A 23,709-nucleotide genomic window follows, 5' to 3' on the forward strand; every position below is an offset into this window, starting at 1 on the left:
CACTGCTTAATGCATCTTTCAGTAAATAAGGCATATTGTTTAAAAAGCACTAAATAGGAGTATATAGTAATGAGGGTTTGGGTACTGGTTAAGCTATCCCTAGATACGTCCCAGCTTAGGTTCAGTGGGGATAGGATACTAATTGAGGAAACACCCCTGAGGATAAATGATATTGATAGGAATGCCGTAGAGGAGGCTGTGAGACTTAAGGAAAGAGGTATTGCTAAGCAAGTAAGCATACTTACAGTGCTCAAGTATCCTCCACTCAAGGATAGGGTTAAGGAGGCTGATGGATTAATTAGGCAGTTACTAGCCATGGGTGCTGATGAAGCCTACGTGGTTGCTGATGATGCCTTAATCCTAACGGACCCAATGGTAACATCCATAGTGGCCTCAGAGGTGCTTAAGGCTAATGGCTACGACATTATAATCACTGGTGAAGCATCAATCGATGGCTATAGTGGTCAGGTTCCAGCAATGATTGCGGCTAGGTTAGGAATACCAGTGGTGACTTATGTTAAGGAGCTTAAGGTTGATAATGGTATTGTAACGGTTAGGAGGGATTTAGATAATGAAACGCAGGTGGTGGATTCAAGAGCACCACTAGTTGTTTCAGTGACCAGGGAGATTAATATGCCCAGGATACCCACTGTTATTCAAATAAGGTTAGCTATTAAGAAGCCTATTAAGTTATTAACGCTTAATGACATTAATGTGAGGATTAATAAGGTGATTAACGTTAAGGGTATTAAGGCCATTCAAGTAAGTAGGAGGGGTATTATCATTGATTCGGGTAGTGTTGAGGAGAAGGCTGAAAAACTCATTGAATACCTAACTAAGGATAACGTATTGAGGTGAGGTTAATGATTCTAGTAATTCTTGATAAAGGAAACTTAGGCATCATAGGTGTAGCCCAAGAAGTAATGGAGGCCACTGGCTTAACCATAAATGCGCTCCTCTTAGGCAATCATGAAGGGATTAACCTAGGTGATTATGGTGTATCAAAGGTTTACGCTATTAATGGTAGTGGGCTAATTGACCCGGCTCCATTAGCTAGGTTCATAACTAATAATTTTAATGACGCTAAGTACATAATAATGCCGGATAATAAGGTGTATAGGACGCTTAGTGGTTACTTAAGTGGATTAATGAATATACCCGTCATAATTAACCCCACTGACTTTAAGCCGCCCTCATTTAAAGTTAATGCAGTTGGGAATAGGGCTATTATGGAATTGGAGGTTCAACGGCCAGTAATAATTGTTGCACAGGCTGCTAGGTTTAAGCCTAAGCAGTATAGTCAAGGTAATAAGGCTATGGTCACTAATGTAAGTGTTGAACCAGGTTCATTAAAGCTAATTAACGTTGAAGGTAAGTCAATAAGTAATGTTAGGATTGAGGAAGCCGACATAATAGTGGCTGTTGGTAGGGGGTTTAAGAGTAAGGATGATTTGAAGCTTGCCATTGACTTGGCTGAGGCCTTGGGTGCCCAATTGGGCTGCTCAAGGCCGCTGGCGGCTGACCTTAAGTGGTTGAGTGAGGAGCATTGGGTTGGGTTAAGTGGGCATAGGGTTAAGCCAAGATTATACATAGCGGTTGGGATAAGCGGCCAACCACAGCATTTAGCTGGAATGATGGAGTCTGGGGTGGTGGTTGTGATTAATATTGATAAGAATGCCCCATTCTTCAAGTATTGTGATTACGGTGTTGTTGAGGACCTATACAGGCTCCTCCCGGCCTTAACCAGGAAGATTAAGGAGAGGAGGCGTTGACTTAGTTAATTAGCATCGTTTGGGAAATCTTTATTAAAATGCGCCGTGGGCCGTCCACATGGTTAAGGCAGGAGGAGGGAAGAGGAGTGGTGCTGCTAAGGCGCCAGGTAAGGTTAGGATAAGTCTTACTGAAGCTGAATTAAAGGAATTAAGGTCAACACAGTGGTTTGGCCTATTGGCGGCATTAGCCGCAGCCTTCACCGCTGGGCTTTACATTAGGCTTTACCCAGCATTCCTATGGGGTAATTACATTAATGAGTTTGACCCATATATTAGGTACTACCTAACGGAATTCATGCTTAAAATGGGGGCCATTAAGGGTATTGAGTGGTGGCTTAGTGGGGGTTTAATTAATGGGCACCTTTACATAAACACCCACTTCTGGTACCCATGGGGAGTTAACTGGGCCACAACCCTATCTCCAGGCGTATCCTTCACTGGGTTAATACTCTATGATATTTTAGTTAAGCACCTTCACCTTCACTTAACCCTACTATCAATAGCAGTCTACACGCCGGGAATAGTGAATGCATTAGCGGTCTTATCCATGTATTACCTGGGTTCAAGGTTTGGAGGTAGGTATGTGGGCCTGTTAACAGCATTAATGGCGGCCTTCTCCCTAATATTCCTACAGAGGGGTGAGGCCAGTTGGTATGCTGATGCAACATTATTTCAATTCGTAGCGCCGCTCGGCATGGCCTTATTCATTGAGGCTCTTAGGCAGAGGAATTGGATCCCCTATGCGGTCTTGGCCGCCATAGTGAATGGTTCACTAGTATGGTTCTGGGGTTCATTCACTTTCGTGTTGAATGCGTATGGTGCATACGCCATACTGCTCTCAATATATGTGCTTTACAGGCTCTATAGGGGTAGGGTTATTCCACTCCGCATTACTGACGGTATTTCAGTCGACCCTGTAAACGCCTTAGGCACCTACACGTTAACTTACCTTGGTTTCGCAGCTTTCCTAGCCATGACGCCTAGGTATAGGCTACATGCTGTGCTTGGCCTTGGTGCATTAGGCACATTAGCAGTTTTACTGGCGGTTGTGACGATTATAGTTGTTTTACTGGAGAGGCTTGGTGCACGTAAGCTAGTTACAGCGTCCAAATACATTATAGCTGCTGCAGTGGTATTCCTAGTGATTGTTCTTGCATTAGCATTATCAGGTGTACCCGTCTTCATACATATACCTGGCGGTAAGTACCTGGCTGCCTTATTCCCAACAGCCCGCAGCGCCTTGGTTCAGAGTGTTGCTGAGCATTCTCCATCAACTGCCCATCAATTACTTTCAACAACAGGGTACACGCTTCCCTTCGAGGTCACTGGATTAACCTACGCCTTATCCACAGTGGATGTAGCTGGCTTACTACTATCAATTACATCAGTAATGTCAGTGTACTTCGCTTCCAGTGAGGCTTGGTTAACAATGCTCATGTTTGCCTGGCTCCCAGTGGCCGCCTATGGCCTTTACTTAATAATTAGGTTCGTGGCTAGGCGTGGTATTGATGTAGTAGGATTATTAACCGTGGCTGTTGTGGCTGCATTGTTTGCTGCCTCGGTCATAGTTATTGCACAGTCAGGTGTACCCATTGCTGCTGCACCGCAGCAGATTGTCTCAACCACGGAACCAGCAATACCATCCAGTGATTGGCTTGATGCCCTCTACTGGATTCAATACAATACCCCACATAATTCAGTCCTAGCCTCCTGGTGGGATTACGGGTACTGGTTAGCGATAATGGGTAATAGGACTAGCCTAGCTGATAACTCAACGGTTAATGGTACCCAAATCGCGCTAATAGCGTCAGCCTTCACTTCAACCAATGTAACCAAGTCCCTTGAGTTACTGCGTAGTGTTGGCGCTGATTATGTTGTAGTCTTCCTACCCTACTACCCATTCCCTATAACAGTCCCCTCACCCATGTCGGCCTTAAGTGTTGGCTCATCATCCCAAAGTATGGTGGCTCTATGTGCACTTTACCCAGAGTACCCGACTGGTGGTGATTTCGTTAAGAGTTACTGGATGAGCACCATAGCTGGTAATTCCCCAGAATACACTAATACCCATATACTTAGTGCAGCTGAAATAATTAGTAGCACGCCTAGTGGTGGAACTGCGACGTACAACCTGTACGTACCCTTAACCAACACCACGCTTTACCGCCTCCTCTTTGATTTAGAGGCCCCAGCCTACTCAATTACTGTTGATCAATGCTTAACTCAAATAAGGACAACTACTACGGCAACACCATTAACATTACCCCTATGGTTATTTAATACTTGGCCAACCTACTCTCAGTCATCTTCCTCATCATCCTCAGCAGTTCACTTAATTTTGACGTTCCAGCCAATACTGGGTCAAAGTCTAATACCACCACCCTTCGTTGGCACTAATACTACGCTGTTGAATCAGCTTTACTTCACGTGGTTCTACGGTAATTGGTTAACCCCACCGCCAGGCTTCCAGTTGGTTTACGTTTCAAGGCCATATGGATGGGTGTTGGTGTATAAGATTAATTACTCTGCACTTAACGGTACTTTAGGCTTGAGGAGTGTAGTAAAGTAAATTTACTTCTGTTTGCCCCTTCCCTTAACGTTAATTGTAATGACCTTAATATCCTTCACGTACCTCCTTAAGGCCCTTATAAGGCCTACATCATCAGTTACTACGCCAACCTCCACACCGCTGGTGGCCATTAAGGATGCCAGGGCTACTATTGAAGCATCTGCATCACTTAACTTAGGATTATTTAGTTTAATTGAGTTAATGGTGTTTGGGTCTGGGTCAATGATTTCAATGTTTATTAAATCCAGTAGTGCCTTGGATCTAATGTCCTTAACCTCATTGGCGATTAGGCTTGTTGTAACCAGCCTGTAGCCTGCATTAGCGATTTCACTTATAATGTATGCGTTCCTTATATGGAATAAGCCGCTTGAGTCCAGTATCATGGCCTTAGCAGCCTTGTCCTCAGTTTTTCGTACATCATGATTCTCCTTAACCTCACCAGCCTCACTTTCTCTGGCCATGGCTCAATCAGTAGGCTTACCGCCTTACCCTTTATAAATCCGTCACAAATGATGTAGGATTCATCCATTGAAGTAACCTTAACTTTAACATCATATGGGTGAACTATCGGCACTAGGGTTCTTGAGAATGGCGCTATAGGTACTATTAACTTAGACTTAACCCTATAATCCACCACAGGCCCGCCTAAAGCTAGGCTATATGCTGTTGAGCCTGTTGGTGTAGCCACTATTAAGCCATCCATTCTACCGCTCATTAATTCCTCACCATGCTCCTCAGTGACGCTTATTGTAGCCATGCGCCCAGGGTCAGTACACCTAACTACTATTTCATTCAATGCGTAGCATTTTGAGCCATTAAATGAGGCTGATAGTAGGTACCTCTCATCAATGTAGTAGTCACCCTTAAATGCCCTTAAAATGTTTGAGGGTTCCTCAGTTACTAATATCTCACTGAGGAAGTTAATTCTACCTGCCCCAACGTGAAGTATGGGCTTTCCCATTAACTCAGGGTGAGTGTGAATGAATCTCAATAACGATCCATCACCACCAAACACAATAATCATATCCACATCACTACCCTCTAAACCACTTAATGCCTCCACTGAATTATCCACTGAGAACCATTGGATCCCCTGAGTTAATGAAATAAGCTTACTTAGGAATTGCCTAATGGAGTCCACACCATACGATACCCCCACATAAACGCCAACCTTCATTTGAATCCACGGCTCCGCCTATTTTAAACTTATAAGGATTAGGCAATGCCTAAGTTTTAATTATACTCCTCAGGTAGCTTAAGTACTTGGGTAGTATTTCATCACCAGGTTCTAATTCAGGGTGCCACTTCTTCTCCCACTCAACCGATAAGTAACCTTGGAAGCCGATTCCCCTCAAGTAGTCAACAACCTTCCTAATCGGCACTAACCCAGCTGGGTCATCCGGTATAGTGTACCTAATCTTACCGTTAACCAGTTTAAAGTTCTTAACGTGAACATGCTTAACCCTCCCCTTAACCAACTCAAGTACATTATCAAGGTCCTCCCCAGCGGCAACCACATTGGCGAAGTCAAGTAAGATCCCCACGCCCTCATCAAGGCCTCTTAGAAGTTTCCTAAGGTTACTTGCCTTAACCCAATCATCATGCGTCTCCATCATTATGGCAACTCCATTATCCTCAGCGAACTTAACAACCCTATTAAGTGAGGTAATTATCCTCTCAGCAGCCTTATCGACATCATCAGTAACCCTACCCCCATAAACCCTAACCCCAGGGGCCTCTAATTCCCTGGCAATCAATATGAGCACCCTCAATAACTCCTCATTCCTAGCCCTCTCCTGGTCATTAGGCATGGCGAAGGAGGCGTAGCCAGATAGGTTACTTAACTTAACTCCAGAGGATTTAATTAACTCAAGTTCCTGCCTAGGCACTGGGTATATTGGCTTCAAGTGCTGCCCATCCTCAGCAACCCTTAACTCAAGTCCATCGAAGCCAAACCTCCTAACCCTCTCTAGAACCTCGCTTAGCGTTAATTCAGGGTAGGCTAGGCTGGTGAAGGCTAATTTCATACCACGTACACCTGGTTAAGTGGTAGCTTAATGGCTTGACCAGTGTTTGAGGATAAGTATATTGCCTTAATTACTTCAAGGCTCTTCATACCCTCATAGCCATTTATCGGGAAGTCCCTATCCTCACGCAGTGCGTTCAGGAAGTCCCTTAGGAGGGTCTTATGGAGGTTCTCAGTTTGGGTTAAGGTATCCCTCTTAGCCTCAGGGCTAATCCTCTGAACCCCACTTTGGTTTGTTGCCAGTAGCGTAATGGTTCTATCATTTATCTCCAACTGCCCCTCAGTTCCATAAATCCTAATCACCCTGAATTGGAAGTCGCTTGGCTGAGTTGACACTGATGCGGCTAAGGAACCCAGGGCACCATTCCTGTACTTTAAGGCTGCAACTGCAGTATCCTCAACAGTTATTGTGGGGTGTGAGGCGTTTATGTAGAAGCCCATGACATCACTAACCTCACCGCCTAACCAGTACATTAAGTCCACTGTGTGTATACCTTGGTTAGTTAAGGCACCCCCACCCTCAGTCTCCCACATTCCCCTCCAACTCCTGGCTAATTCATCCCTATTGTAGTAATTCCTCTCATCCCTCCACCACATCATTTTAGCCTCAACTAGGAATACTTTACCTAACCCCCCACTACTGATTATTGACTTAGCCTTAATAATATCTGGAGCATACCTCTCCTGGAAGATTACGCCAAGCTTAACGTGATTCCTCTCAGCCTTCATAATCATTTCCCTAGCCCCAGCCAGTGTGACTGCCATTGGTTTCTCAACGATAACGTGCTTATGATACTCCATTGCATACATGGCTTGGGGAGCGTGTAGGTATGATGGGGTAGCTATGGTGACTACGTCAACGTCAGGGTCCTTCACTAATTCATCCAGCGTGTAGTATGACTTAGCCCCAAATTGCCTACCAATTTCATCAGCCCTAGCCTTAATCTGATCAACAACTGCAGTAAGCTTAATCCACCCAGCCTCCTGCTCCAGTTCCTTAATTGCTCTTGCGTGAACCACACCAATAGCCCCCAGCCCAACAACACCGACACCTAACTTACCGGGCATACTGATAATTACTGTATTCACTTTAAAGCATTATTCAGCGGTTAAAAGTTCACTTAATTATAATACTTGACATTTGCATTATGATGCTTGTGGAAAATTGTTAGACTATACTTATTAAAACAGGGCTGTATACTTAAAGTAGGTCAGTATGTTTAAGCTTGGTGTAATCTCAGATGAGGTTTCCCAGGACTTTGAGCACTCACTTAAGGTTATTTCAGAACTGGGGGCAACCCACGTGGAGGTTAGGGATCTTTGGGGGCGTAATGTTTCCCAATTATCAGATTCGGAGATTAATGAGGTAAGTAACCTAGTTAGGAAGTATGGCTTAGAGATATCTAACCTCGACTCATTCATATTTAAAACATACATCAATGACTCCGAATCCCATAGGAGGCATATTGATACCTTAAGGAGAGTTATTGAATTATCCAAGAAGCTTGACTTAAAGTACACTAGGATATTCACATTCTGGTGGCAGGGGGAGTTGAGTAATTACTTGAATCAATTAATTGAACGCTTCCAACCAGTGGTTGAATTAGCGGAGCAGGAGGGCTTCCACCTAGTTGTTGAGAATGAGTACAGTTGCATAGTGGGTACGGGTAAGGAGGCTAGGGAATTCATTAATAGGCTTGGGAGCAAGTATGTTAGAGTGCTTTGGGATCCAGGCAACGCCTTCTTCGCCCGTGAGACGCCTTACCCATATGGTTATGATGCTGTTAAGGACTTAATAATGCATATTCACGTTAAGGATGCTGCAGTGGAGAATGGCCACTACACCTGGAAGCCAGTGGGTGGGGGTATGGTTGATTACCGTGGCCAATTCAAGGCACTTCTAAGTAGCGGTTACAGTGGTGTGGTCTCCCTGGAAACACATTACGTACCACCCAGTGGTAGTAAGGAGGAGGGGACTAGGGAGTCCTTTAGGGGTATTGTGAGTATTCTAAGTGAACTTGGGGTTGCTGATAAGGTGCTTAATTTAAGGAAATAAGGGGTCTTAATGAATAGTTTAAAATTAACTAACTGTACTTAATGCACTTCTTAGGTTCCTTATACTAACCTTCACAGTCTCAATGGGTGGCTTATACGGGTACTCCTCATTCTCAATTATTAACCATTCAGTCCCCCCATACTTCCTTAATGCACTCAGTATTTCAGGCCAATTTAACTCCCCCTCACCCACGGCTAAATTATACCCCTTCTCCTTTGAGTAATCCTTAATGTGCACTGTAATTACCCTACCACTATACCTCTTAATTAACTCAATAATATCATTATTACTTAAGCCAGCCCTATAGGCGTGGCCTATGTCTATTTGAACCATAACGCTACTATCAGTGTTACTGAAGATTAAGTGGAAGGGTAACTCCCCCTCAATAGGCTGGAATTCAAGCCAGTGATTATGGTAACCAATCCTCATGCCATAGGCCCTTAATACCCTAGACCAGTCATTAAGCATACTGGCGAACCTCAACCAACCAGCCTTACCCCTCCTCCACTCCTCGGGTACACCCGGTATGATTAGGTTCCTATTCCAAAGCAGCCTATTGTACTCAATAGTCTTATTTAATTCATCACCAATGAAGCTGTTCACACCAATGTGGGCTCCAGCAACCTCTAAACCAACCTTATCAAGGAATTCCCTCCACTCTAATGCCGACTTACCGTAGAAGCCTGCGAACTCAACACCGTCGAAGCCGGCTTCGGCAACAGCCTTAACGGTGCCAAATGGGTCCTTGGGCATGTCATCCCTAAGTGAGTAAAGCTGTAGGGCAATCCTAAAGCCACCCATGCTCACCACCCCATTGCCTCAATGATTGACTTAGGAATATTAACAGCCTCCTCCCTACCACTTTCAGCGGACTTGTAAATAGCCTCAATAATAGCCACATCTAACACACCCTGCTCACCAGTGCATGCTGGGTAAGGAGCCTTAACAGCACCCTTGGTTATGGCGTCTATGAATGCCTTATCCTCCTGGGCGTAGGCTGACTGCTGTTGGCCTATTAGGGGTGTTGATGTTATGAACTCCTCATCAATGCTGTGGATATAACTTAATGAACCACCCTCATAATGAATGCCCCCCTCAGTACCCATTATGGCTATCTCATGCCTATCCTCCCTAATGTATGTTGCCCAAGTAGCCTCAATGTACATTGTTAAACCATCCTCAAACTTAACTAAACCCATTGCAAAGTCCTCAACATCCATTGGTGCTGTATAGGCGAATTGAGAGGTCATTGGGACTGGGTAATTCATCCTCATGTAAGCCTTATCCGAGAAGGCTGAGTAAACCTTACCAACCACAGCCACTGGCTTAGGGAAGTTGGCCATGAACATTGTTGCATCAATAGTGTGAACACCAATATCCCACATTGGCCCACCCCCAGAGTACTTCCTCTGGAGGAAGGTTACTGTTGATGGAATACCCCTCCTCCTAAGGTGAAGGGCCCTAATGTGGTATATTTTACCTAACCTACCATTGGTTATAAACTTCCTACCAACTTGAATACTCCTCTCAAACCTCATGTGGTGCCCAACCATAAGCACCCTCTGCCTCCTCCTAGCAGCCTCAACCATTTTAACAGCCTCATCAACATTAATGGCCATGGGCTTCTCAGTCAACACATGTGCCCCGCTCTCCAAGGCATCTATGGCTACTGGGGCATGTAGGGCATTGGGTGTAGCTATTACCACTGCATCAGGGACCTCCTTAGCAAGCATCTCCTTATAATCAGTGTAGAAGTTAAGCTTATACTTATCAAGGAATTCAGCAACACGTGCCTTATCAACATCAGCACAGGCCACAAGCTTAACATTAGGTAATTGGGCCAAACTAGGTGCGTGAGCACCCTGAACAATACCACCGCAACCCACGAAACCAACCTTCACAACCTGAGGCGTGGTGGATGTTGATGACATACTTATCTAAGACCTGAATTAAGTACTACTTATAAGTATTGCTTCATTAATTTTAATTAACGGCAACTTTTATAAATTAACTTAATTAACCCTCCTAGAACTAGTATGGAGTACGTTAACTTAGGTAATACAGGTTTGAAAATATCGAGAATATGCCTTGGCGCCATGCAGTTCGGTAATACTGCTCCATGGATGGTTGAGCTTGAGGATGCTAGGAAGGTTTGGAAGAAGGCCTGGGATCTGGGTATAAACTGCATTGATACTGCTAATGTCTATTCCAGGGGTAGGAGTGAGGAAATTGTTGGTGAATTGGTTAAGGGTATGAGGGATGATGTTGTTATTGCCACTAAGGTTTTTGGGCAGATGAGTGATAATCCTAATGGTAGGGGTTTGTCTAGGAAGCATATTATGTGGCAGATTAATGCTTCGCTTAGGAGGCTTAATACTGATTACGTTGACTTGTATCAGATTCATAGGTGGGATTACGAGGCGCCAATTGAGGAAACATTATCCACACTAACAGACCTAGTACACCAAGGAAAAGTAAGGTACATTGGAGCATCAAGCATGTGGACATGGCAATTCGCAAAAGCCATATATATTGCTGAAATGAAGGGCTATGAGAAGTTCATAAGTATGCAGAACGTCTACAACCTACTTTATAGGGAGGAGGAGAGGGAAATGATACCATTCTGTAAGGCCCATGGTATTGGCATAATACCATGGAGCCCAACCGCGGCCGGCATATTGTCAGGTAAGTACTATAAGGATGGTAAAATAATTGTACCTGAAACTGAGACTAGGGTTAGGCCAGGTAGTGGTGACTATAGGATTTACGTGGAGCCTCCTGAGAATGCTGAGATCCTCAGGAGGGTTATTGAGGTTGCTAAGAATAAGGGGGCAACACCAGCTCAAATAGCATACGCATGGCTGCTGCATAAGGGTGTTACAGCACCAATAATAGGTACTACTAAACCAGAACACGTGGAGGAGGCTGTAGGTGCTATTAGCATTAAGCTAACTGATGATGAGGTAAAGTACCTTGAGGAACCATACAAACCAAAACCAGTCTTCGGGCATAGATGAATTATTTATAATGAAAGCACAAGTAACTAATCCCTTATTTCCTCCTTTTCTCATGTACTTAACATCCTCAGCATAATTAATATTTCCCTTAAGGCCAATTTTCATTCACCTGCTCAGTGAATTTGAAAGCAGGCTTAGTAATTATACACTTCGTCTTCTCTAAACCAATGGCTTATCTCCCTCTTAGCCTCCTCAGGGCTGTCGCTGGCGTGTACAATATTTCTTATAGCTCTCTTCTCCTTATTAGCTAGGTCGGGGCTATCCACTGAGTAGTCACCCCTAATTGTCCCTGGCTCAGCCTTATATGGTAGTGTATTACCTACAAGCTTCCTAACAACCTCAACAGCGTGATTACCCTCAACAACCATGAGGACTATGGGTGACTCAGTCATGTAATCCACTAGCCACTTCTTAACTAATTTACCAATCTCCACAGGATCATCAGTACCTAACTCAGCCTTCGCATCAATACCCATCTCCCTGTAACTATTAAGAGTCTTATTACCAACACTCCTGAGCCAATCAGCACTACTTGGGTAAAATCCCTCAATCTTATCCTTACTTGCCCAAACCATCTTCATGGCCACGATCTTAAGGCCAACTTTCTCAAGCCTTGAAACAACCTCACCTATTAACCCCCTCCTCACGCCATCAGGTTTAACTATTACGAGTGTCCTCTCAATGGCCATAAGGCGCCATTACCCATACCCCTTTAAAGCGTTTCCACATGATGGAGGAACTAGTTTTAAGTTAAAGTTAACGTTACCTATCAGCCTCAGGTGGGAAGTAACCCCATGAACCATATATGGCTGGTAAGTCCATTAACCTATAGCCCCTTAGGCTCTCCATAAATGGCCTAAGGTTATACCATGATGGTGTAATCATCCTAAGCCTATAGGGTACGTTGGATTTCCCATCACTCACAAGGGAGTAGAGTAGAGTCCCCCTGGCTGCCTCAGTTAATGTGGTGGCCTCCCCCTCAGGTAGCGTTAACCCTATTAATAGCCTAAATAAGTAATTCCTAATATCCTTAGCAACCCTCTCCCTCTCCTTAGGCGGTACCCTAGCCATTAACTTATTACCTATCACCGGCCCCTCGGGAATATTCTTAACCGCCTGCCTTATTATGTTAAGGCTTTGCCTAATCTCCTCAACCCTAACCAGGAACCTTGAGTAAGAGTCGCATTCATCAGCCACAGGTACCTCCCACTCTAATTGATTATAAACGGCGTATGGCCTAGCCTTCCTAGTATCATACTCGACGCCACAGGCCCTTAGGAATGGTCCAACAGCCCCCAGTTTAATGCACTGGTCCTTAGTTAAGACGCCCACGTCCTTCATCCTACTTACCGTTACTGGGTTCTTGGTGAATATTGTTCCTAGTTCATCAATCTTCTTCTCAATGAAGAAGGTCATGTTATAGATGTACCTTAAGGCATCTGGGTGAACATCCCACCTCACACCACTAGGTATTACAAAGGATACCGTTATCCTAGCTCCAGTCATCCTAGCTAAGGCGTCCGTTATGAATTCCCTAAGCCCAAAACCCCACATGTAGCCTGTGGAGTGGCCTAGGAATACTGCCAGTATCCCTGTATCGTAGAGGTGGTCACCTATCCTACTTAACTCATCCATAATAACCCTAAGGTACTGGGCCCTTGGTGGTACATCTAGTTGGCCTAACTCCTCAATAGCCCTAACGTAACCATGGTCCATTATTGATGACTCAGCTATTGTAGGGCGCTCCACAAGCGGTATATTATGTACGAAGAGCCTCGTCTCGGCAAGCTTCTCCACAGCCCTATGCACGTAACCTGGGTCTGGTATTGCCTCAACAATGTAATCGCCCTTTAACCTTAAGATAATCCTCATGTGTCCACTGCCTGGGTGAGCTGGGCCAATGAGGACTAGATACTCATCCGACTTATAAGCCTCCTCAACCAGGTTCTTGGGAATAGGTAGGAAGAGTGACTTAACCTCAGTTGGCACTTCCACGGGTACGTTAATTGAGACTTCTCGTTCAGCCATATTAATCACCTCTCCACCACAACTCCCTTAAGTGAGGGGATCCTATACTCCTTCCTAAGTGGGTACTTAACAGGCGTGTCTGGGTCTAGGATAAAGTTATTGCCCATCCATGGATTACCATCAAACCAGACGCCGAATAAGTCATGAAGCTCCCTCTCCTGGTAATCAGCGCCAGGGTAAACATCAATTATTGAGGGTACCTTAGCCTCATCCCTAGGTACATCAAAGTATATTGTTAATAGGACTGGTTGCAGTTCCTTACTTGAGTATGAGCCAAGCACATACTCCATCCTAAAGACGCCAGAATTTATGAGGTCTATTACGTTAATTGACTTAACGTGGTCGAAGCCCAGTTTAAAGGCTGAGAGTACGGCATCCTTAAGGTGATTCTGGTTACTTAGCATAATGCATAGGTCATTAACACCCCTTACGGCGGCATTCTTAACGCCATCCTTCAAGGACTCCTTAACACCATCAATAAGCTTCTGCCCAAGCTCCCACTTAACGCTGGCCGCTGGTTTACAGACATTAATATCTTTAATTAATTCAAACTCAATCCTGTGGGGTGGGTTAGGTGGCCTTTGGGGTTTATCAGGCTTAAGTACCTTAGATAAGTCAACTGGGTTAGGCCTTATGTTGGGTTTAACCTCCTTACCCTCAATCTTATTCTGAACCATCCTAATAGCCTTAATCACAGCTTCAGGAGTTGGTGGGCAACCCATAACCCATGCATCAACGGGAATAACCTCATTAACTCTAACAACATGGTATGAGTTCCAGAATACCCCACCCTCCATTGCGCATGAACCCATGGCTATGACGAACTTGGGGTAAGGCATCTGCTCATAGGCGGTCTTAACAACCTTAGCCATCTTCCTAGTTACAGTACCCTCTATTACTATTGCGTTTGTTTGCCTAGGTCCAAATATGGGTAAGAACCCCCACCTCTCTGCATCATAGCCTGGGGCTGATGTATGCGCAAACTCCACCCCACAACATGCTGTAACCAAGTGGGCCGGCCATATTGAGAATTTAGTACCCCAACTAGCTAATGAATCCGGCAGCAGCTTAATATCCATTCCAATGGTCTTTAACGTTATCTTCAACGTGTTAACAGTTGTATTACCCATAATTACTCACAACCTATTGGACTTGTTACGTTTTTAAAAATTACTATTCACTGCTTCCACTTAAAATAACTCTACGAGGAGCCTCGTAGGCCATGTACTTAACGTCACTGTAGGCTACATAGATTAATGGTGAGTAGGTTAAAATGAAGGCTGTGAAAAGCAGTGCATAACCCATGTTTAAGGGGCTTGTGAAGGCTATTGATAAGGCCAGTAGAAGCGCCACAATGGGTTCTACTGCTAGGAACATGAGTAGGAAGCCAACGTACTGCATAGGTAAGGTACTTCTCACAGGACCTACCGGTGCATTACCAGCCTCAAACCTCATGACCTTAATTGGGTTTGTTACCCTAACCTTAATTATCCTCCTAATGAGTAGTATTACCCCATCCACCACCAGTCCTATGAATGCTAGGAAAAGTACAGCAGCCAATACACCCCAGTAGGCCATACTCATGGCTCCCAGGCTTAGTATTTATGCTTTACCCTAATGGCTTATTCACTAATCCAGTAGCCCACTTATTACTATGTAGAATACTGAGCCGACTACCGGTATGTAGATTAGGAACATGAGTAGTATTAGAGCTTCTGGGCTTATTGGAATAGAGCCTAATGGGGCTAGTGATATGGTTAATATTATGAGCAGTATTGGCAGTAGTTGAGCTGAAACCACGTAAACCTCCATCATTAATGATAATGCCTGCGTCTTTGACCTAAACGTTGACTGCTCCCCCCTTATTATTGAATCTAACTTAAGCATAAGTACATCAGCTATACTGCTACTTACCCCATATGATTCAATAATTATGCCCATTACGTCATTATACATCTTGGATGGAACCCTCTCAATACTCCTCTTAACCGCGCTCACTATGTCGAAGCCGCTGTAAACTTCGCTTACTAGTCTTTTGAATTCACCATTAACCTCAGGTTCAATTTTAATGGAGGCTAGGTAATTGAATACGTTAACTAATGGTTCTCCACTAGCCATTAATGGTATAATTGTTAACAGTATTGTAACCATTGATTTGTCGAATTTCCTAGCCCTTGACCTAAGCCTAATCACAATGTAGGCGTTAATCATGCCTATTGCCGTTAATGATGATGCTGAAATTAGGATAAAGAGTAGTGAAACCCTAGGCCCCAGCCTAATTAGAATAATGGCTAAGGTAAGTGATGCTATTGCCTGGGCAGATAAGTAAAGCATACTAAATTTAATTAAGTCAGATGATATAGTGTACCCGCTCTTAATGCTGACTTGGTGTGAGTATGAGTCAAGCCAATTCTTAAGCACCGTAATGGGGTTACTAAACATCACTTACCTTCACCGGCATTACGTTCATTTAACTCATTGAAGGCTTCATCAGGGTTCACGTAATACTTGTTAATAATCTCAAAGACGCTGCTGGGGGATAACACATTACTCTTAACCATGAGTTCTATGAGCTTCTCCCTCCTACTCAACTCAGCCTTAACCTCATTGGGTTGCAGTGCATGGTTCTCAATAATTCTATTTATCAGTACTGAATCATTAACATTAACTATACTATCATCGCTCCTCCTCCATTCGAAAACCCTATTAAGTATTGGCCTATCCTCCTGAACATCAATAACCTCCTCAACCCTAGTAACCCTCCTCGTTATTTCATCACCCTTAGCCACGACACTTATCTGCACAATAACGCCCAGTGATGTTAATAGGGTTGCAGGTATCTCCATGGGTTTAGATAACAGCCTCCTAATGGCCATTTCAGCTGAGTATGCGTGTAATGTGGATAAGCCAGTGTGCCCACTTGCCAATGCCTGGAAGAAGACGTATGATTCCTCACCCCTTAATTCACCAACAACAATGTAATCCGGCCTAAGCCTCATGGATACCTTAACTAATTCGTATAAATCAACATTAGCGACCCCAGGCATCTCTGAGGTCCTAGCCACTAAGGGCACCCAATGGTCGTGAAGTAGGTACAATTCCCTAGCGTCCTCAATCGTAATTATCCTAAACCCATTCCTAACAAGGAAGAGTAGGGCATTAAGTAGCGTTGTCTTCCCTGCACCAGTGGGTCCTATTATGAGTATGCTGACGCTGTGATCAAGCATGAACCATAGGTAGGCAGCCAACTTACTGCTTAATGTGCCTAACTTAATCATCTCCACCACGGTTAATGGAATCTCCCTAAACTTCCTAATAGTTAGAATTGGGCCTATTGAGGCAACATCCCTAAGTAGCATCTCAACCCTGAAGTTCTCAGGCATTAGTAGCCCCTCAAGTATTGGTGATGCTGAACTGGGGTTTCTCCTTATCCTCTGGGAGAGGAGGGTTACTAGTCTACTTAATTCATCATCAGTAATGCTGATGTTAGTCTTAATGTGGCCATACTTATTATGCCACACGTAAACGCCCCTACCTGGGCCATTAATGTGGACATCCTCAACCCTGGGATCATTAACAAGGGGCTCAATGGGGCCGAAGCCTACCGTATTCTTCAATACGTAGTACATTATTCTTCTAGCCCCCTCAGGACTAATATTGGGTGCGTGGCGCCTAATCAATGACTCAGCAATACCCTTAACGTACTCCCTAACGTTACCATAATCGTATATTGATGGGGCATTCCTAGCGCTCATTAATTTCCCTAATTCATCCCTTACCCTCATGAGTATATTCTCCTCCTCCTTACTTAACTTAGGCTCCTCCACCCAGTAGACATGCTGCCCATCCTTATTCACAAGTATTGATACATGCACTAGCCCATCTAATATGGCGTAATCATTAACATACATTAGGTATACTAATACTACAGTAGTATTTTTAATCCTTTACTTTAGATCCAATGAGTATTACGTTTATAAGGCGCTTAAGGGTTAATACATTAATGGTTAAGCTAGGTGCAATCACTAGATCCATTACTGTACTGGTGGTATTAGTAATTATTGTACTCAGTTACTTAACATCACCTAAGGTGGTGGTTACTTTAAGCGCCATGAATATTTCACTTAACTTGGCATTACCCAGTAATTATATTTATGTATCAGTATACGTAATCTCAGCGGCCTTAGTAATATTGGTTGCATCAATGCCTGGATTCAATAGGTGGAGGATTAATAATTACATTACAGGTGAGTTACCCACATTCATTAGGATGATTAGGGATGGGTTAAGCACTGGCTTAACCATAACAGAGACTATTAACTTAACCTTTAGGCATGGTAGCGTCTTAGTTAGGGAGCTTAGTGGTAGGCTTAGGTTAAGTGTAATAGGGCCAAGTGAATTAAGTAATGCCTTAATGAGCCTCGCCCATGAGCTTAACAATAGGTACCTTGAATTAGTTTCGATAGTTCTTGAATCAGCCCTAAGGAGTGGCGCTAAGGCTACTGATGTTCTTGACTTAGCCTATAGGGAGTTGGATAATGTTGTCATTAATGAGCTTGATAAAGTGAATGCCCTTAAACCCTACATTGCATTAGCCTATACTATAATAGTAGTGTACGTATTCCTAGGATCAGTAATATTAGCCATATTAATACCGAGGTTAATTTCAACTGCATCAACAATAGCAAGCTCCCTACCCACTGGCCTAATATCACTCGGTAGCCTAAGCGTTAACGTCATCAACACCTTATTCGTCTACAGTATAATGATCCAATCGCTCTTCACAGGTATGATAATTGGTAAGGTGGTTTACAGGAACCTCAGCGTTGGTTTAATGCACTCATCAATAATGACCATAATGGCTGTGGCGCTTAACTACGTGCTAAACCTCTACATGCCCCAAATAATGCACGTATAGTTGATCATTTACGTAATGCGGTTAATGTTTAATTAAGTATCCTTTAGATGCGTGTTTAATGGACTTGAGCAATTACCTTAGTGAATTAAGGGGAGCCGGCTTACTTAAGGTTGTTAATTCACCCATGGCGGTGGAGTTTGACATACCGCTAATAGCCCATAGGTTCAGTGGCATGGGGCCAGCGTTACTCTTCAGCAATATTAAGGATCACCCAGGCTTCAGGGCTGTGGCTAACATACTGGATACTAGGGTTAAGTTAATGATGGCCCTAAAAGCCAACAGTGCAGAGGAGGCTTATATTAAGCTCCTTAACGCTGAGGCTAATCCCCTTGAACCAAGGGAGGTTAACGACTTCCCGCTCACTAGGTTAAGTGAGGTTGATTTACGTAAACTCCCAATACCAAGGTTCTTTGAGAGGGAGCCTGGGCCATGCTTAACCAGTGGTGTGGTTCTTGGCTTAGGCGATTACGTTAATGCCTCCTTTCATAGGCTCACAGTTATTGATAGGGATAAGTTCGTGATTAGGCTTGTACCAAGGCACCTATACAGGATCTTTAATGATAATAAGGCTAAGGGTCGTGATACGCCAATAGCCATAGTCTGGGGCACTCACCCAGCCTTCCTATTAGCTTCAGCCTCCTCACCACCATATGGCGTCAGTGAATTAGGTGTTGCTAATAGGCTCATGAACGGTGAATTAAGGGTCTTTAGGCTGAGTAACGGTATTCCAGTTCCAGTTGATGCTGAGGTGGTTATGGAGGGCTTCATTCTTAAGGATGCTGAGCATGATGAGGGGCCATGCGTTGACGTAATGGGTACGTATGATGTAGTTAGGAGGCAGCCCATTGTTAAAATAACCGCAGTCTACGTTAAGCCTAACCCAATAGTCCACGTGCTTATTGCAGGTGATGCGGAGAATTCAGTTTTAATGGGTTTTGAGAAGGAGGCTAGGATATGGAATGCTGTTAGGGCTGTGGCTGATGTTAAGGCTGTTAGGTTAACTAGGGGTGGTGGGGGTTGGCTTCACGCCATTGTGGCTATTAGGAAGACCATTGAGGGTGAGGGTAAGAACGCAATACTAGCCGCCTTCGCCGCTCACCCAAGCTTAAAGCATGTTGTGGTTGTTGATGATGATATTAACATTGATGATTTAAGCGAGGTTGAGTGGGCTATTGCAACGAGGTTTAGGGCTGACGAGGACTTAGTGATAATTGAGGGTGCTAGGGGTTCAAGCCTTGACCCAGCGGCGATTGATCAATCAATAGGCTTAACAACGAAGATGGGTATTGACGCCACTAGGCCATTAAGTAAGGATGCCTTGAGGTTCGAGAGGGCTAGGATACCGGAGAGGATTAATATTAATGAGGTTAAACTCGAGTAATAGGGATTTAATCATATGGGAGGGTTTTTAAAGTGCACTCTTATTAAGTGTTAGGTTAGAGTAAATGTGAGTGGGGTTTTTAGTATCCGACATTTGCCTAATATGCGTTTTATTCTTGGTTAATATAAAATGAAATAGGTGATTTAAGCTTGAACATCTAACCTCAGCTAGGGGTTAAATGGCTATCGCTAAGATTACTGATGCTGAGGAGGCATTAAGTAGTATTAAGGATAATTCAGTGGTGGCTATTTCAGGCTTCAACGCGGCAACAATGCCTGAATACCTTATAGTAAAGCTCTTTGACATATACAGGAGGACCGGGCATCCCAGTGGTTTATTCGTAATATCGGACACGTTACCTGCAGCTAATAATCGCGGCCTTGACTTAGTAGCTAAGTCAATGTACGATGAGGGTGACTTCAACTTCATTAGGGGCTTCATGCTTCCATTCCTAGGTCAATCACCGTGGCTTCAACGCTTAGCCCTTGAGAATAGGGTTGAGGCGTACACTTGGCCAATAGGCGTATCAGCGCATTGGTTTAGGAGTAAGGCACTTGGCTTACCTGTGATTACTAAGGTTGGTTTAGGTACTTTCCTTGATCCTAGGTATGACGGTATTTACCTTAATGAATTAGCTAGGGAGCGTAAAGTGTGTAGGGTTGAGTTAATTGAGATTAAGGGTGAGGAGTACTTAATGTATGATTGCCCAAAGCCCAATGCCGCCTTAATAAGGGGTTCAACAGCTGATGAGTTAGGTAACTTAAGCATGGAGGATGAGGCAATATACGGCACTGTATTAGCCATAACCCAAGCCACTAAGGCAATGCCTAACCCAGGCGTGGTAATAGCCCAGGTAATGTATGTTACTAAGGCTGGTTCAATAAGGCCTAAGGTTGTTCACGTCCCAGGGCCATTAATAGACTACGTGATTGAGGCACCCATGGAGTACCACCCTCAATCAGCATCAATAAAATATGACCCAAGGGTATGTGGGCGCATTACCCCAAGTAACATTTGCCTCCAGCAGGATGGTAAACTAGACTTGGAGAAGGTAATAGCCAGGAGGGTTACCGTTGAGTTAGTTAACCTACTTGGTAAGGTGGGTAAGCCACTTATAGTCAACCTAGGCATTGGAATACCATCAACAGTGGCTAGGGTTATTAGTGAGGAGGGGCTTGGGGATTTAATCTTCACCACCGTTGAGTCAGGCCCATGGGGTGGAATAGCCTTAAACGGTGATGACTTTGGGGTAGCCATAGCTCCATTCGCCGTAATACCAATGCCTGACCAATTCACAATATATGAGGGTGGGGCAATTAACGCCACTTCACTGGGGTTCATGCAGATTGGACCGAGGGGTGACGTTAATCCAAGTTTCCTACCTGAGAGGCTCCCTGGACCGGGTGGATTCCCATCAATAGTTCATGGTGCACCCAGAATATACTTCGCCGGAGCCTTCACCGCAGGTAAGAGGGATATTAGGGTTGAGAACGGTAGGCTGATTATTGGGAAGGATGGGGATATTGTTAAGTTCGTTAAGAAGCCCTATAAGATAGCCTTCAATGCTGAATTAGGCCTAAAGGCTGGTAAGGAAGTACTTTACATCACTGAAAGGGCAGTATTCAGGTTAACACCAGGGGGGTTACTGCTTGAGGAATATGCACCGGGTGTAGACATTGAGAAGGATATTTTAAGTAAGATGGAGTTTAAGCCACAGTTATCTAGGGATATAAGGCAGATGGAGCCTGAATTATTTAAGGATAGGAAGCTTGGGTTAAGGGAAATAGCCTTAAAGATGCTTAAGCAATGAGTATTCAATATACTTCACTTGACCTCCACCCTAAAGGGCGGACCTTCAGTAATAAGCTTATGCAAAGCCTCATAGTGAACTTGAATGAAGAAGCATAATACTAGTATGCACTACCTCAAGTACTACAATTGCTTGGAAAGGAGATAGAGGCATTTAGTGTAATAGGATTATTCAAGTGTTTTGTTACGGAGAGATCTGTAGGCAGCTCAGCACCTAATATTTAAATCTTAATTAATAAATTAGGTAAGGTTAATTAGGAATTTAATGTATATTCAGAAGGCCGCTGAAATGAATTATCCTGAAGTTGCGTAAAAGATCCCAGTATTGAGAGACTTTAAGTACACTAGTGAAGTTATATTTAACCCCCTTCACTTAATGAGTATAATGAAATTACTGGAGTCTTCATACTTTAAAATTATATTGTCGTGGTATATATTCTTCTAAATAGTATAGTTGCAGTACCTACGTAAATTTTTTAAATAATCCCGTCAGTATCCCTTGGTGAGTACATGGTTTGGAATGGCGTACACTTTAACTTAAACACCATAATGCCCTGGTACGTTATCTTCATATGGACGTTACTTTACTTCGCTCTATTAGCATGGGCCTGGAGGCCCAGGGAGGGTAAGCCTTTCGGTAATTTTAAGACTATTGATTTCGTTTATATAGCATTAATAGCTGCGTTGCTTATCGTGTACAATTTCTTCATATCGCCATTAATACCTAAGGTTGGTACAGTAACAACGTACTTCTATTACCCAATTATTGGTGAAATGTTCTTAGTAATGTTAGCTGCATCATTGGTTGGTAAACCTGGTTCCGCTGGTTTAGTAATATTCACTTACACCCTCCTCTCCGACATTATTCATTACGGTTTTGGTGGTGAACCCTTCTGGTTCCTCTATGAAGTTACATCATATGCAGCGATAATTGACATATGGCTAATATATAGGGGGAAGTATTATTTAATGCCATTTAAGGGTATTTTTAAGAGTTCAGCTGATTACAAGGCTACTGAAGATGGATCCATAGCTAGTGAGGAGTTGGAGGAGGAATTAAAGCCTGCTAGGTTATTATTCATTGTTGATGCTATATTGGGCGGCGTTACTATCTCAATTGCATATCCATTCTGGTGGAGGGGCTTCTGGGGTCCATTTGTCTTGGGTATATCATTCACACCAAGCTTCTGGTTCATAACAACCATAACCAGTATAGGTGCTGGTGTTGTTCTTGGACTTGTTGTGGCGCCATTCATTTACTACATTAAGAAGGTACTGGCTTAGGGGGATATATGGCTAAGATTATTAAAATTAATAATCTTTTTGTTCGTTACTTTGGTTATAATAAGCCTGTCCTTAGGAGCCTATCACTTGAGGTCGAGGAGGGTGAGTTTATACTTCTCGTGGGTAGGACAGGCTCTGGGAAATCCACATTACTTAATGTAATAAACGGTGTTATACCGAACATAATAAGCGCCACTGTCAGGGGTTCAATTAATGTTGCTAATCGTGATCCAAGGAAAACCCCCGTTCATGAAATGGCCACAATAGTTGGCACTGTATATCAAATACCGGAGAGCCAAATATTCTCGCTGATCGTTGATGATGACGTTGCCTTTGGGCTTGAGAATAGGGCTATTGAGCCTGAGGAAATGAGGAGGAGGGTTATTGAATCCCTTAAATTGGTTAATCTTGCCCATAAGATGAAGCATCCAACATTCCTACTAAGTGGTGGTGAGAAGCAGAGGCTTGTTATTGCTGGTGTTTTAGCGGTTAAACCCAGGATTCTAATCCTTGATGAACCAACGTCAATGCTTGATTCCGTTGGTGCGGAGCAGATATTTAGCCTCGTTAAGAGGCTTAATGATGAGGGGCTTACAATAATCATGAGTGAGCATAGGGTTGAGAGGGTTATTGGCATGGTGGATAGGGTTATTGGCCTTAAGGATGGAACCATATACATCGATGATGAACCACATAGGGCAATGGTCAAGGACCTAACTAAACTTGGTGTTGAGGAACCACAAGTAACTACGCTATATAGGATGATTAATGGGAAATCAGACTACTACCGAGTATCTATTGGGGAGTTTCTTGAAATCGGGGCTGCAAATAAACTGGAAGTTATTAATG

22 protein-coding genes are annotated in these 23,709 nt (G+C 43.7%); 10 read left to right on the forward strand and 12 right to left on the reverse strand.

Translation table 11 applies throughout. From position 1 onward, the window contains the following. Nucleotides 1–69: 69 nt before the first annotated feature. From BP896_RS01355 to BP896_RS01365, 3 genes are read left to right on the forward strand one after another with little or no spacing between them, the layout of a single operon-like run. Entirely contained in the window at nt 70–858 is a 789-nt protein-coding gene (locus tag BP896_RS01355) for an electron transfer flavoprotein subunit beta/FixA family protein (RefSeq protein ID WP_291764871.1), read from the forward strand. A 5-nt stretch (nt 859–863) separates the two neighbouring features. After that, complete coding sequence (locus BP896_RS01360; RefSeq protein ID WP_291764873.1) at nt 864–1,772, forward strand: electron transfer flavoprotein subunit alpha/FixB family protein; 909 nt, start codon at nt 864–866, stop codon at nt 1,770–1,772. A gap of 58 nt (nt 1,773–1,830) precedes the next feature. After that, a complete protein-coding gene (locus BP896_RS01365) occupies nt 1,831–4,341 on the forward strand; it encodes an STT3 domain-containing protein (RefSeq protein WP_291764875.1) in 2,511 nt (836 codons plus the stop codon). A gap of 2 nt (nt 4,342–4,343) precedes the next feature. Here BP896_RS01365 and BP896_RS01370 read toward each other — a convergent pair whose 3' ends face one another. From BP896_RS01370 to BP896_RS01385, 4 genes are read right to left on the reverse strand one after another with little or no spacing between them, the layout of a single operon-like run. Further along, a complete protein-coding gene (locus BP896_RS01370) occupies nt 4,344–4,802 on the reverse strand; it encodes a hypothetical protein (RefSeq protein WP_291764877.1) in 459 nt (152 codons plus the stop codon). After that, the gene (locus tag BP896_RS01375) at nt 4,721–5,518 is read right to left on the reverse strand and encodes an NAD(+)/NADH kinase (RefSeq protein ID WP_291764879.1); all 798 of its coding nucleotides are present in this window, start codon (nt 5,516–5,518) and stop codon (nt 4,721–4,723) included. The genes BP896_RS01370 and BP896_RS01375 overlap by 82 nt, the downstream gene beginning before the upstream one ends. Before the next feature lie 49 nt (nt 5,519–5,567). Further along, nucleotides 5,568–6,368: a sugar phosphate isomerase/epimerase family protein gene (locus BP896_RS01380; RefSeq protein WP_291764881.1), complete on the reverse strand. Its 801-nt coding sequence runs from the start codon at nt 6,366–6,368 to the stop codon at nt 5,568–5,570. Beyond that, entirely contained in the window at nt 6,365–7,435 is a 1,071-nt protein-coding gene (locus tag BP896_RS01385) for a Gfo/Idh/MocA family protein (protein WP_291764883.1), read from the reverse strand. Before BP896_RS01385 ends, BP896_RS01380 begins: the two co-directional genes overlap by 4 nt. A gap of 148 nt (nt 7,436–7,583) precedes the next feature. Here BP896_RS01385 and BP896_RS01390 point away from each other — a divergent pair, with 148 nt between their 5' ends. Further along, the gene (locus tag BP896_RS01390; RefSeq protein WP_291764885.1) at nt 7,584–8,423 is read left to right on the forward strand and encodes a sugar phosphate isomerase/epimerase family protein; all 840 of its coding nucleotides are present in this window, start codon (nt 7,584–7,586) and stop codon (nt 8,421–8,423) included. Between the two features lie 24 nt (nt 8,424–8,447). Here BP896_RS01390 and BP896_RS01395 read toward each other — a convergent pair whose 3' ends face one another. Then, nucleotides 8,448–9,224, reverse strand: a complete 777-nt coding sequence (locus BP896_RS01395; protein WP_291764887.1) for a sugar phosphate isomerase/epimerase family protein — start codon at nt 9,222–9,224, stop codon at nt 8,448–8,450. Nucleotides 9,225–9,226: 2 nt separating this feature from the next. Beyond that, entirely contained in the window at nt 9,227–10,354 is a 1,128-nt protein-coding gene (locus BP896_RS01400) for a Gfo/Idh/MocA family protein (protein WP_291764888.1), read from the reverse strand. A gap of 105 nt (nt 10,355–10,459) precedes the next feature. On the opposite strand from BP896_RS01400, the gene BP896_RS01405 reads away from it, so the two are divergent. Further along, on the forward strand, nt 10,460–11,440 hold the full coding sequence (locus tag BP896_RS01405) for an aldo/keto reductase (RefSeq protein ID WP_291764889.1): 981 nt from the start codon (nt 10,460–10,462) through the stop codon (nt 11,438–11,440). A gap of 134 nt (nt 11,441–11,574) precedes the next feature. Here the strand turns inward: BP896_RS01405 and BP896_RS01410 are convergent, their stop codons facing one another. The 6 genes from BP896_RS01410 to BP896_RS01435 form a co-directional block, all read right to left on the reverse strand. Next, nucleotides 11,575–12,129: a nucleoside-diphosphate kinase gene (locus tag BP896_RS01410; RefSeq protein WP_291764890.1), complete on the reverse strand. Its 555-nt coding sequence runs from the start codon at nt 12,127–12,129 to the stop codon at nt 11,575–11,577. Nucleotides 12,130–12,202: 73 nt separating this feature from the next. Further along, nucleotides 12,203–13,468, reverse strand: coding sequence for an NADH-quinone oxidoreductase subunit D (locus BP896_RS01415; protein ID WP_291764891.1), 1,266 nt, complete (start codon nt 13,466–13,468; stop codon nt 12,203–12,205). A 5-nt stretch (nt 13,469–13,473) separates the two neighbouring features. Then, entirely contained in the window at nt 13,474–14,598 is a 1,125-nt protein-coding gene (nuoB, locus tag BP896_RS01420; RefSeq protein ID WP_291764892.1) for an NADH-quinone oxidoreductase subunit NuoB, read from the reverse strand. A 43-nt stretch (nt 14,599–14,641) separates the two neighbouring features. Next, entirely contained in the window at nt 14,642–15,046 is a 405-nt protein-coding gene (gene ndhC, locus BP896_RS01425; protein ID WP_291764893.1) for an NADH-quinone oxidoreductase subunit A, read from the reverse strand. A 51-nt stretch (nt 15,047–15,097) separates the two neighbouring features. Beyond that, nucleotides 15,098–15,910 carry a type II secretion system F family protein gene (locus BP896_RS01430; protein ID WP_291764905.1) on the reverse strand — a complete coding sequence of 271 codons (813 nt, stop codon included), beginning with the start codon at nt 15,908–15,910 and terminating at the stop codon, nt 15,098–15,100. Continuing rightward, entirely contained in the window at nt 15,910–17,379 is a 1,470-nt protein-coding gene (locus BP896_RS01435; protein ID WP_291764894.1) for a type II/IV secretion system ATPase subunit, read from the reverse strand. Before BP896_RS01435 ends, BP896_RS01430 begins: the two co-directional genes overlap by 1 nt. Nucleotides 17,380–17,471: 92 nt before the next feature. Between BP896_RS01435 and BP896_RS01440 the strand changes: the two genes are divergently transcribed. The 5 genes from BP896_RS01440 to BP896_RS01460 form a co-directional block, all read left to right on the forward strand. After that, nucleotides 17,472–18,386, forward strand: a complete 915-nt coding sequence (locus tag BP896_RS01440; RefSeq protein ID WP_291764895.1) for a hypothetical protein — start codon at nt 17,472–17,474, stop codon at nt 18,384–18,386. 58 nt (nt 18,387–18,444) lie between these two features. Further along, nucleotides 18,445–19,767, forward strand: a complete 1,323-nt coding sequence (locus tag BP896_RS01445; RefSeq protein WP_291764896.1) for a UbiD family decarboxylase — start codon at nt 18,445–18,447, stop codon at nt 19,765–19,767. A 178-nt stretch (nt 19,768–19,945) separates the two neighbouring features. After that, on the forward strand, nt 19,946–21,577 hold the full coding sequence (locus tag BP896_RS01450) for an acyl CoA:acetate/3-ketoacid CoA transferase (protein WP_291764897.1): 1,632 nt from the start codon (nt 19,946–19,948) through the stop codon (nt 21,575–21,577). A 509-nt stretch (nt 21,578–22,086) separates the two neighbouring features. Beyond that, nucleotides 22,087–22,860, forward strand: coding sequence for a hypothetical protein (locus tag BP896_RS01455; protein WP_291764899.1), 774 nt, complete (start codon nt 22,087–22,089; stop codon nt 22,858–22,860). Nucleotides 22,861–22,868: 8 nt separating this feature from the next. Further along, a partial coding sequence (locus BP896_RS01460; protein ID WP_291764900.1) for an energy-coupling factor ABC transporter ATP-binding protein occupies nt 22,869–23,709 on the forward strand: 841 nt, incomplete at its 3' end.

Source organism: Caldivirga sp. UBA161, assembly GCF_002506515.1.
Lineage (GTDB): Archaea > Thermoproteota > Thermoprotei > Thermoproteales > Thermocladiaceae > Caldivirga.

Bases quoted from the DNA above. Each gene is read 5' to 3' on its own strand.
- BP896_RS01390 (WP_291764885.1), top strand. From the start codon at position 7,584: ATGTTTAAGCTTGGTGTAATCTCAGATGAGGTTTCCCAGGACTTTGAG.
- BP896_RS01415 (WP_291764891.1), bottom strand. From the start codon at position 13,468: ATGGCTGAACGAGAAGTCTCAATTAACGTACCCGTGGAAGTGCCAACT.
- BP896_RS01440 (WP_291764895.1), top strand. From the start codon at position 17,472: ATGGTTAAGCTAGGTGCAATCACTAGATCCATTACTGTACTGGTGGTA.
- BP896_RS01455 (WP_291764899.1), top strand. From the start codon at position 22,087: ATGGTTTGGAATGGCGTACACTTTAACTTAAACACCATAATGCCCTGG.
- BP896_RS01365 (WP_291764875.1), top strand. From the start codon at position 1,831: ATGGTTAAGGCAGGAGGAGGGAAGAGGAGTGGTGCTGCTAAGGCGCCA.
- BP896_RS01400 (WP_291764888.1), bottom strand. From the start codon at position 10,354: ATGTCATCAACATCCACCACGCCTCAGGTTGTGAAGGTTGGTTTCGTG.
- BP896_RS01405 (WP_291764889.1), top strand. From the start codon at position 10,460: ATGGAGTACGTTAACTTAGGTAATACAGGTTTGAAAATATCGAGAATA.
- nuoB (WP_291764892.1), bottom strand. From the start codon at position 14,598: ATGGGTAATACAACTGTTAACACGTTGAAGATAACGTTAAAGACCATT.
- BP896_RS01360 (WP_291764873.1), top strand. From the start codon at position 864: ATGATTCTAGTAATTCTTGATAAAGGAAACTTAGGCATCATAGGTGTA.
- BP896_RS01375 (WP_291764879.1), bottom strand. From the start codon at position 5,518: ATGAAGGTTGGCGTTTATGTGGGGGTATCGTATGGTGTGGACTCCATT.
- BP896_RS01370 (WP_291764877.1), bottom strand. From the start codon at position 4,802: ATGGCCAGAGAAAGTGAGGCTGGTGAGGTTAAGGAGAATCATGATGTA.
- BP896_RS01410 (WP_291764890.1), bottom strand. From the start codon at position 12,129: ATGGCCATTGAGAGGACACTCGTAATAGTTAAACCTGATGGCGTGAGG.
- BP896_RS01380 (WP_291764881.1), bottom strand. From the start codon at position 6,368: ATGAAATTAGCCTTCACCAGCCTAGCCTACCCTGAATTAACGCTAAGC.
- BP896_RS01445 (WP_291764896.1), top strand. From the start codon at position 18,445: ATGGACTTGAGCAATTACCTTAGTGAATTAAGGGGAGCCGGCTTACTT.
- BP896_RS01435 (WP_291764894.1), bottom strand. From the start codon at position 17,379: ATGTATGTTAATGATTACGCCATATTAGATGGGCTAGTGCATGTATCA.
- BP896_RS01385 (WP_291764883.1), bottom strand. From the start codon at position 7,435: ATGCCCGGTAAGTTAGGTGTCGGTGTTGTTGGGCTGGGGGCTATTGGT.
- BP896_RS01450 (WP_291764897.1), top strand. From the start codon at position 19,946: ATGGCTATCGCTAAGATTACTGATGCTGAGGAGGCATTAAGTAGTATT.
- BP896_RS01395 (WP_291764887.1), bottom strand. From the start codon at position 9,224: ATGGGTGGCTTTAGGATTGCCCTACAGCTTTACTCACTTAGGGATGAC.
- BP896_RS01355 (WP_291764871.1), top strand. From the start codon at position 70: ATGAGGGTTTGGGTACTGGTTAAGCTATCCCTAGATACGTCCCAGCTT.
- ndhC (WP_291764893.1), bottom strand. From the start codon at position 15,046: ATGGCCTACTGGGGTGTATTGGCTGCTGTACTTTTCCTAGCATTCATA.
- BP896_RS01430 (WP_291764905.1), bottom strand. From the start codon at position 15,910: ATGTTTAGTAACCCCATTACGGTGCTTAAGAATTGGCTTGACTCATAC.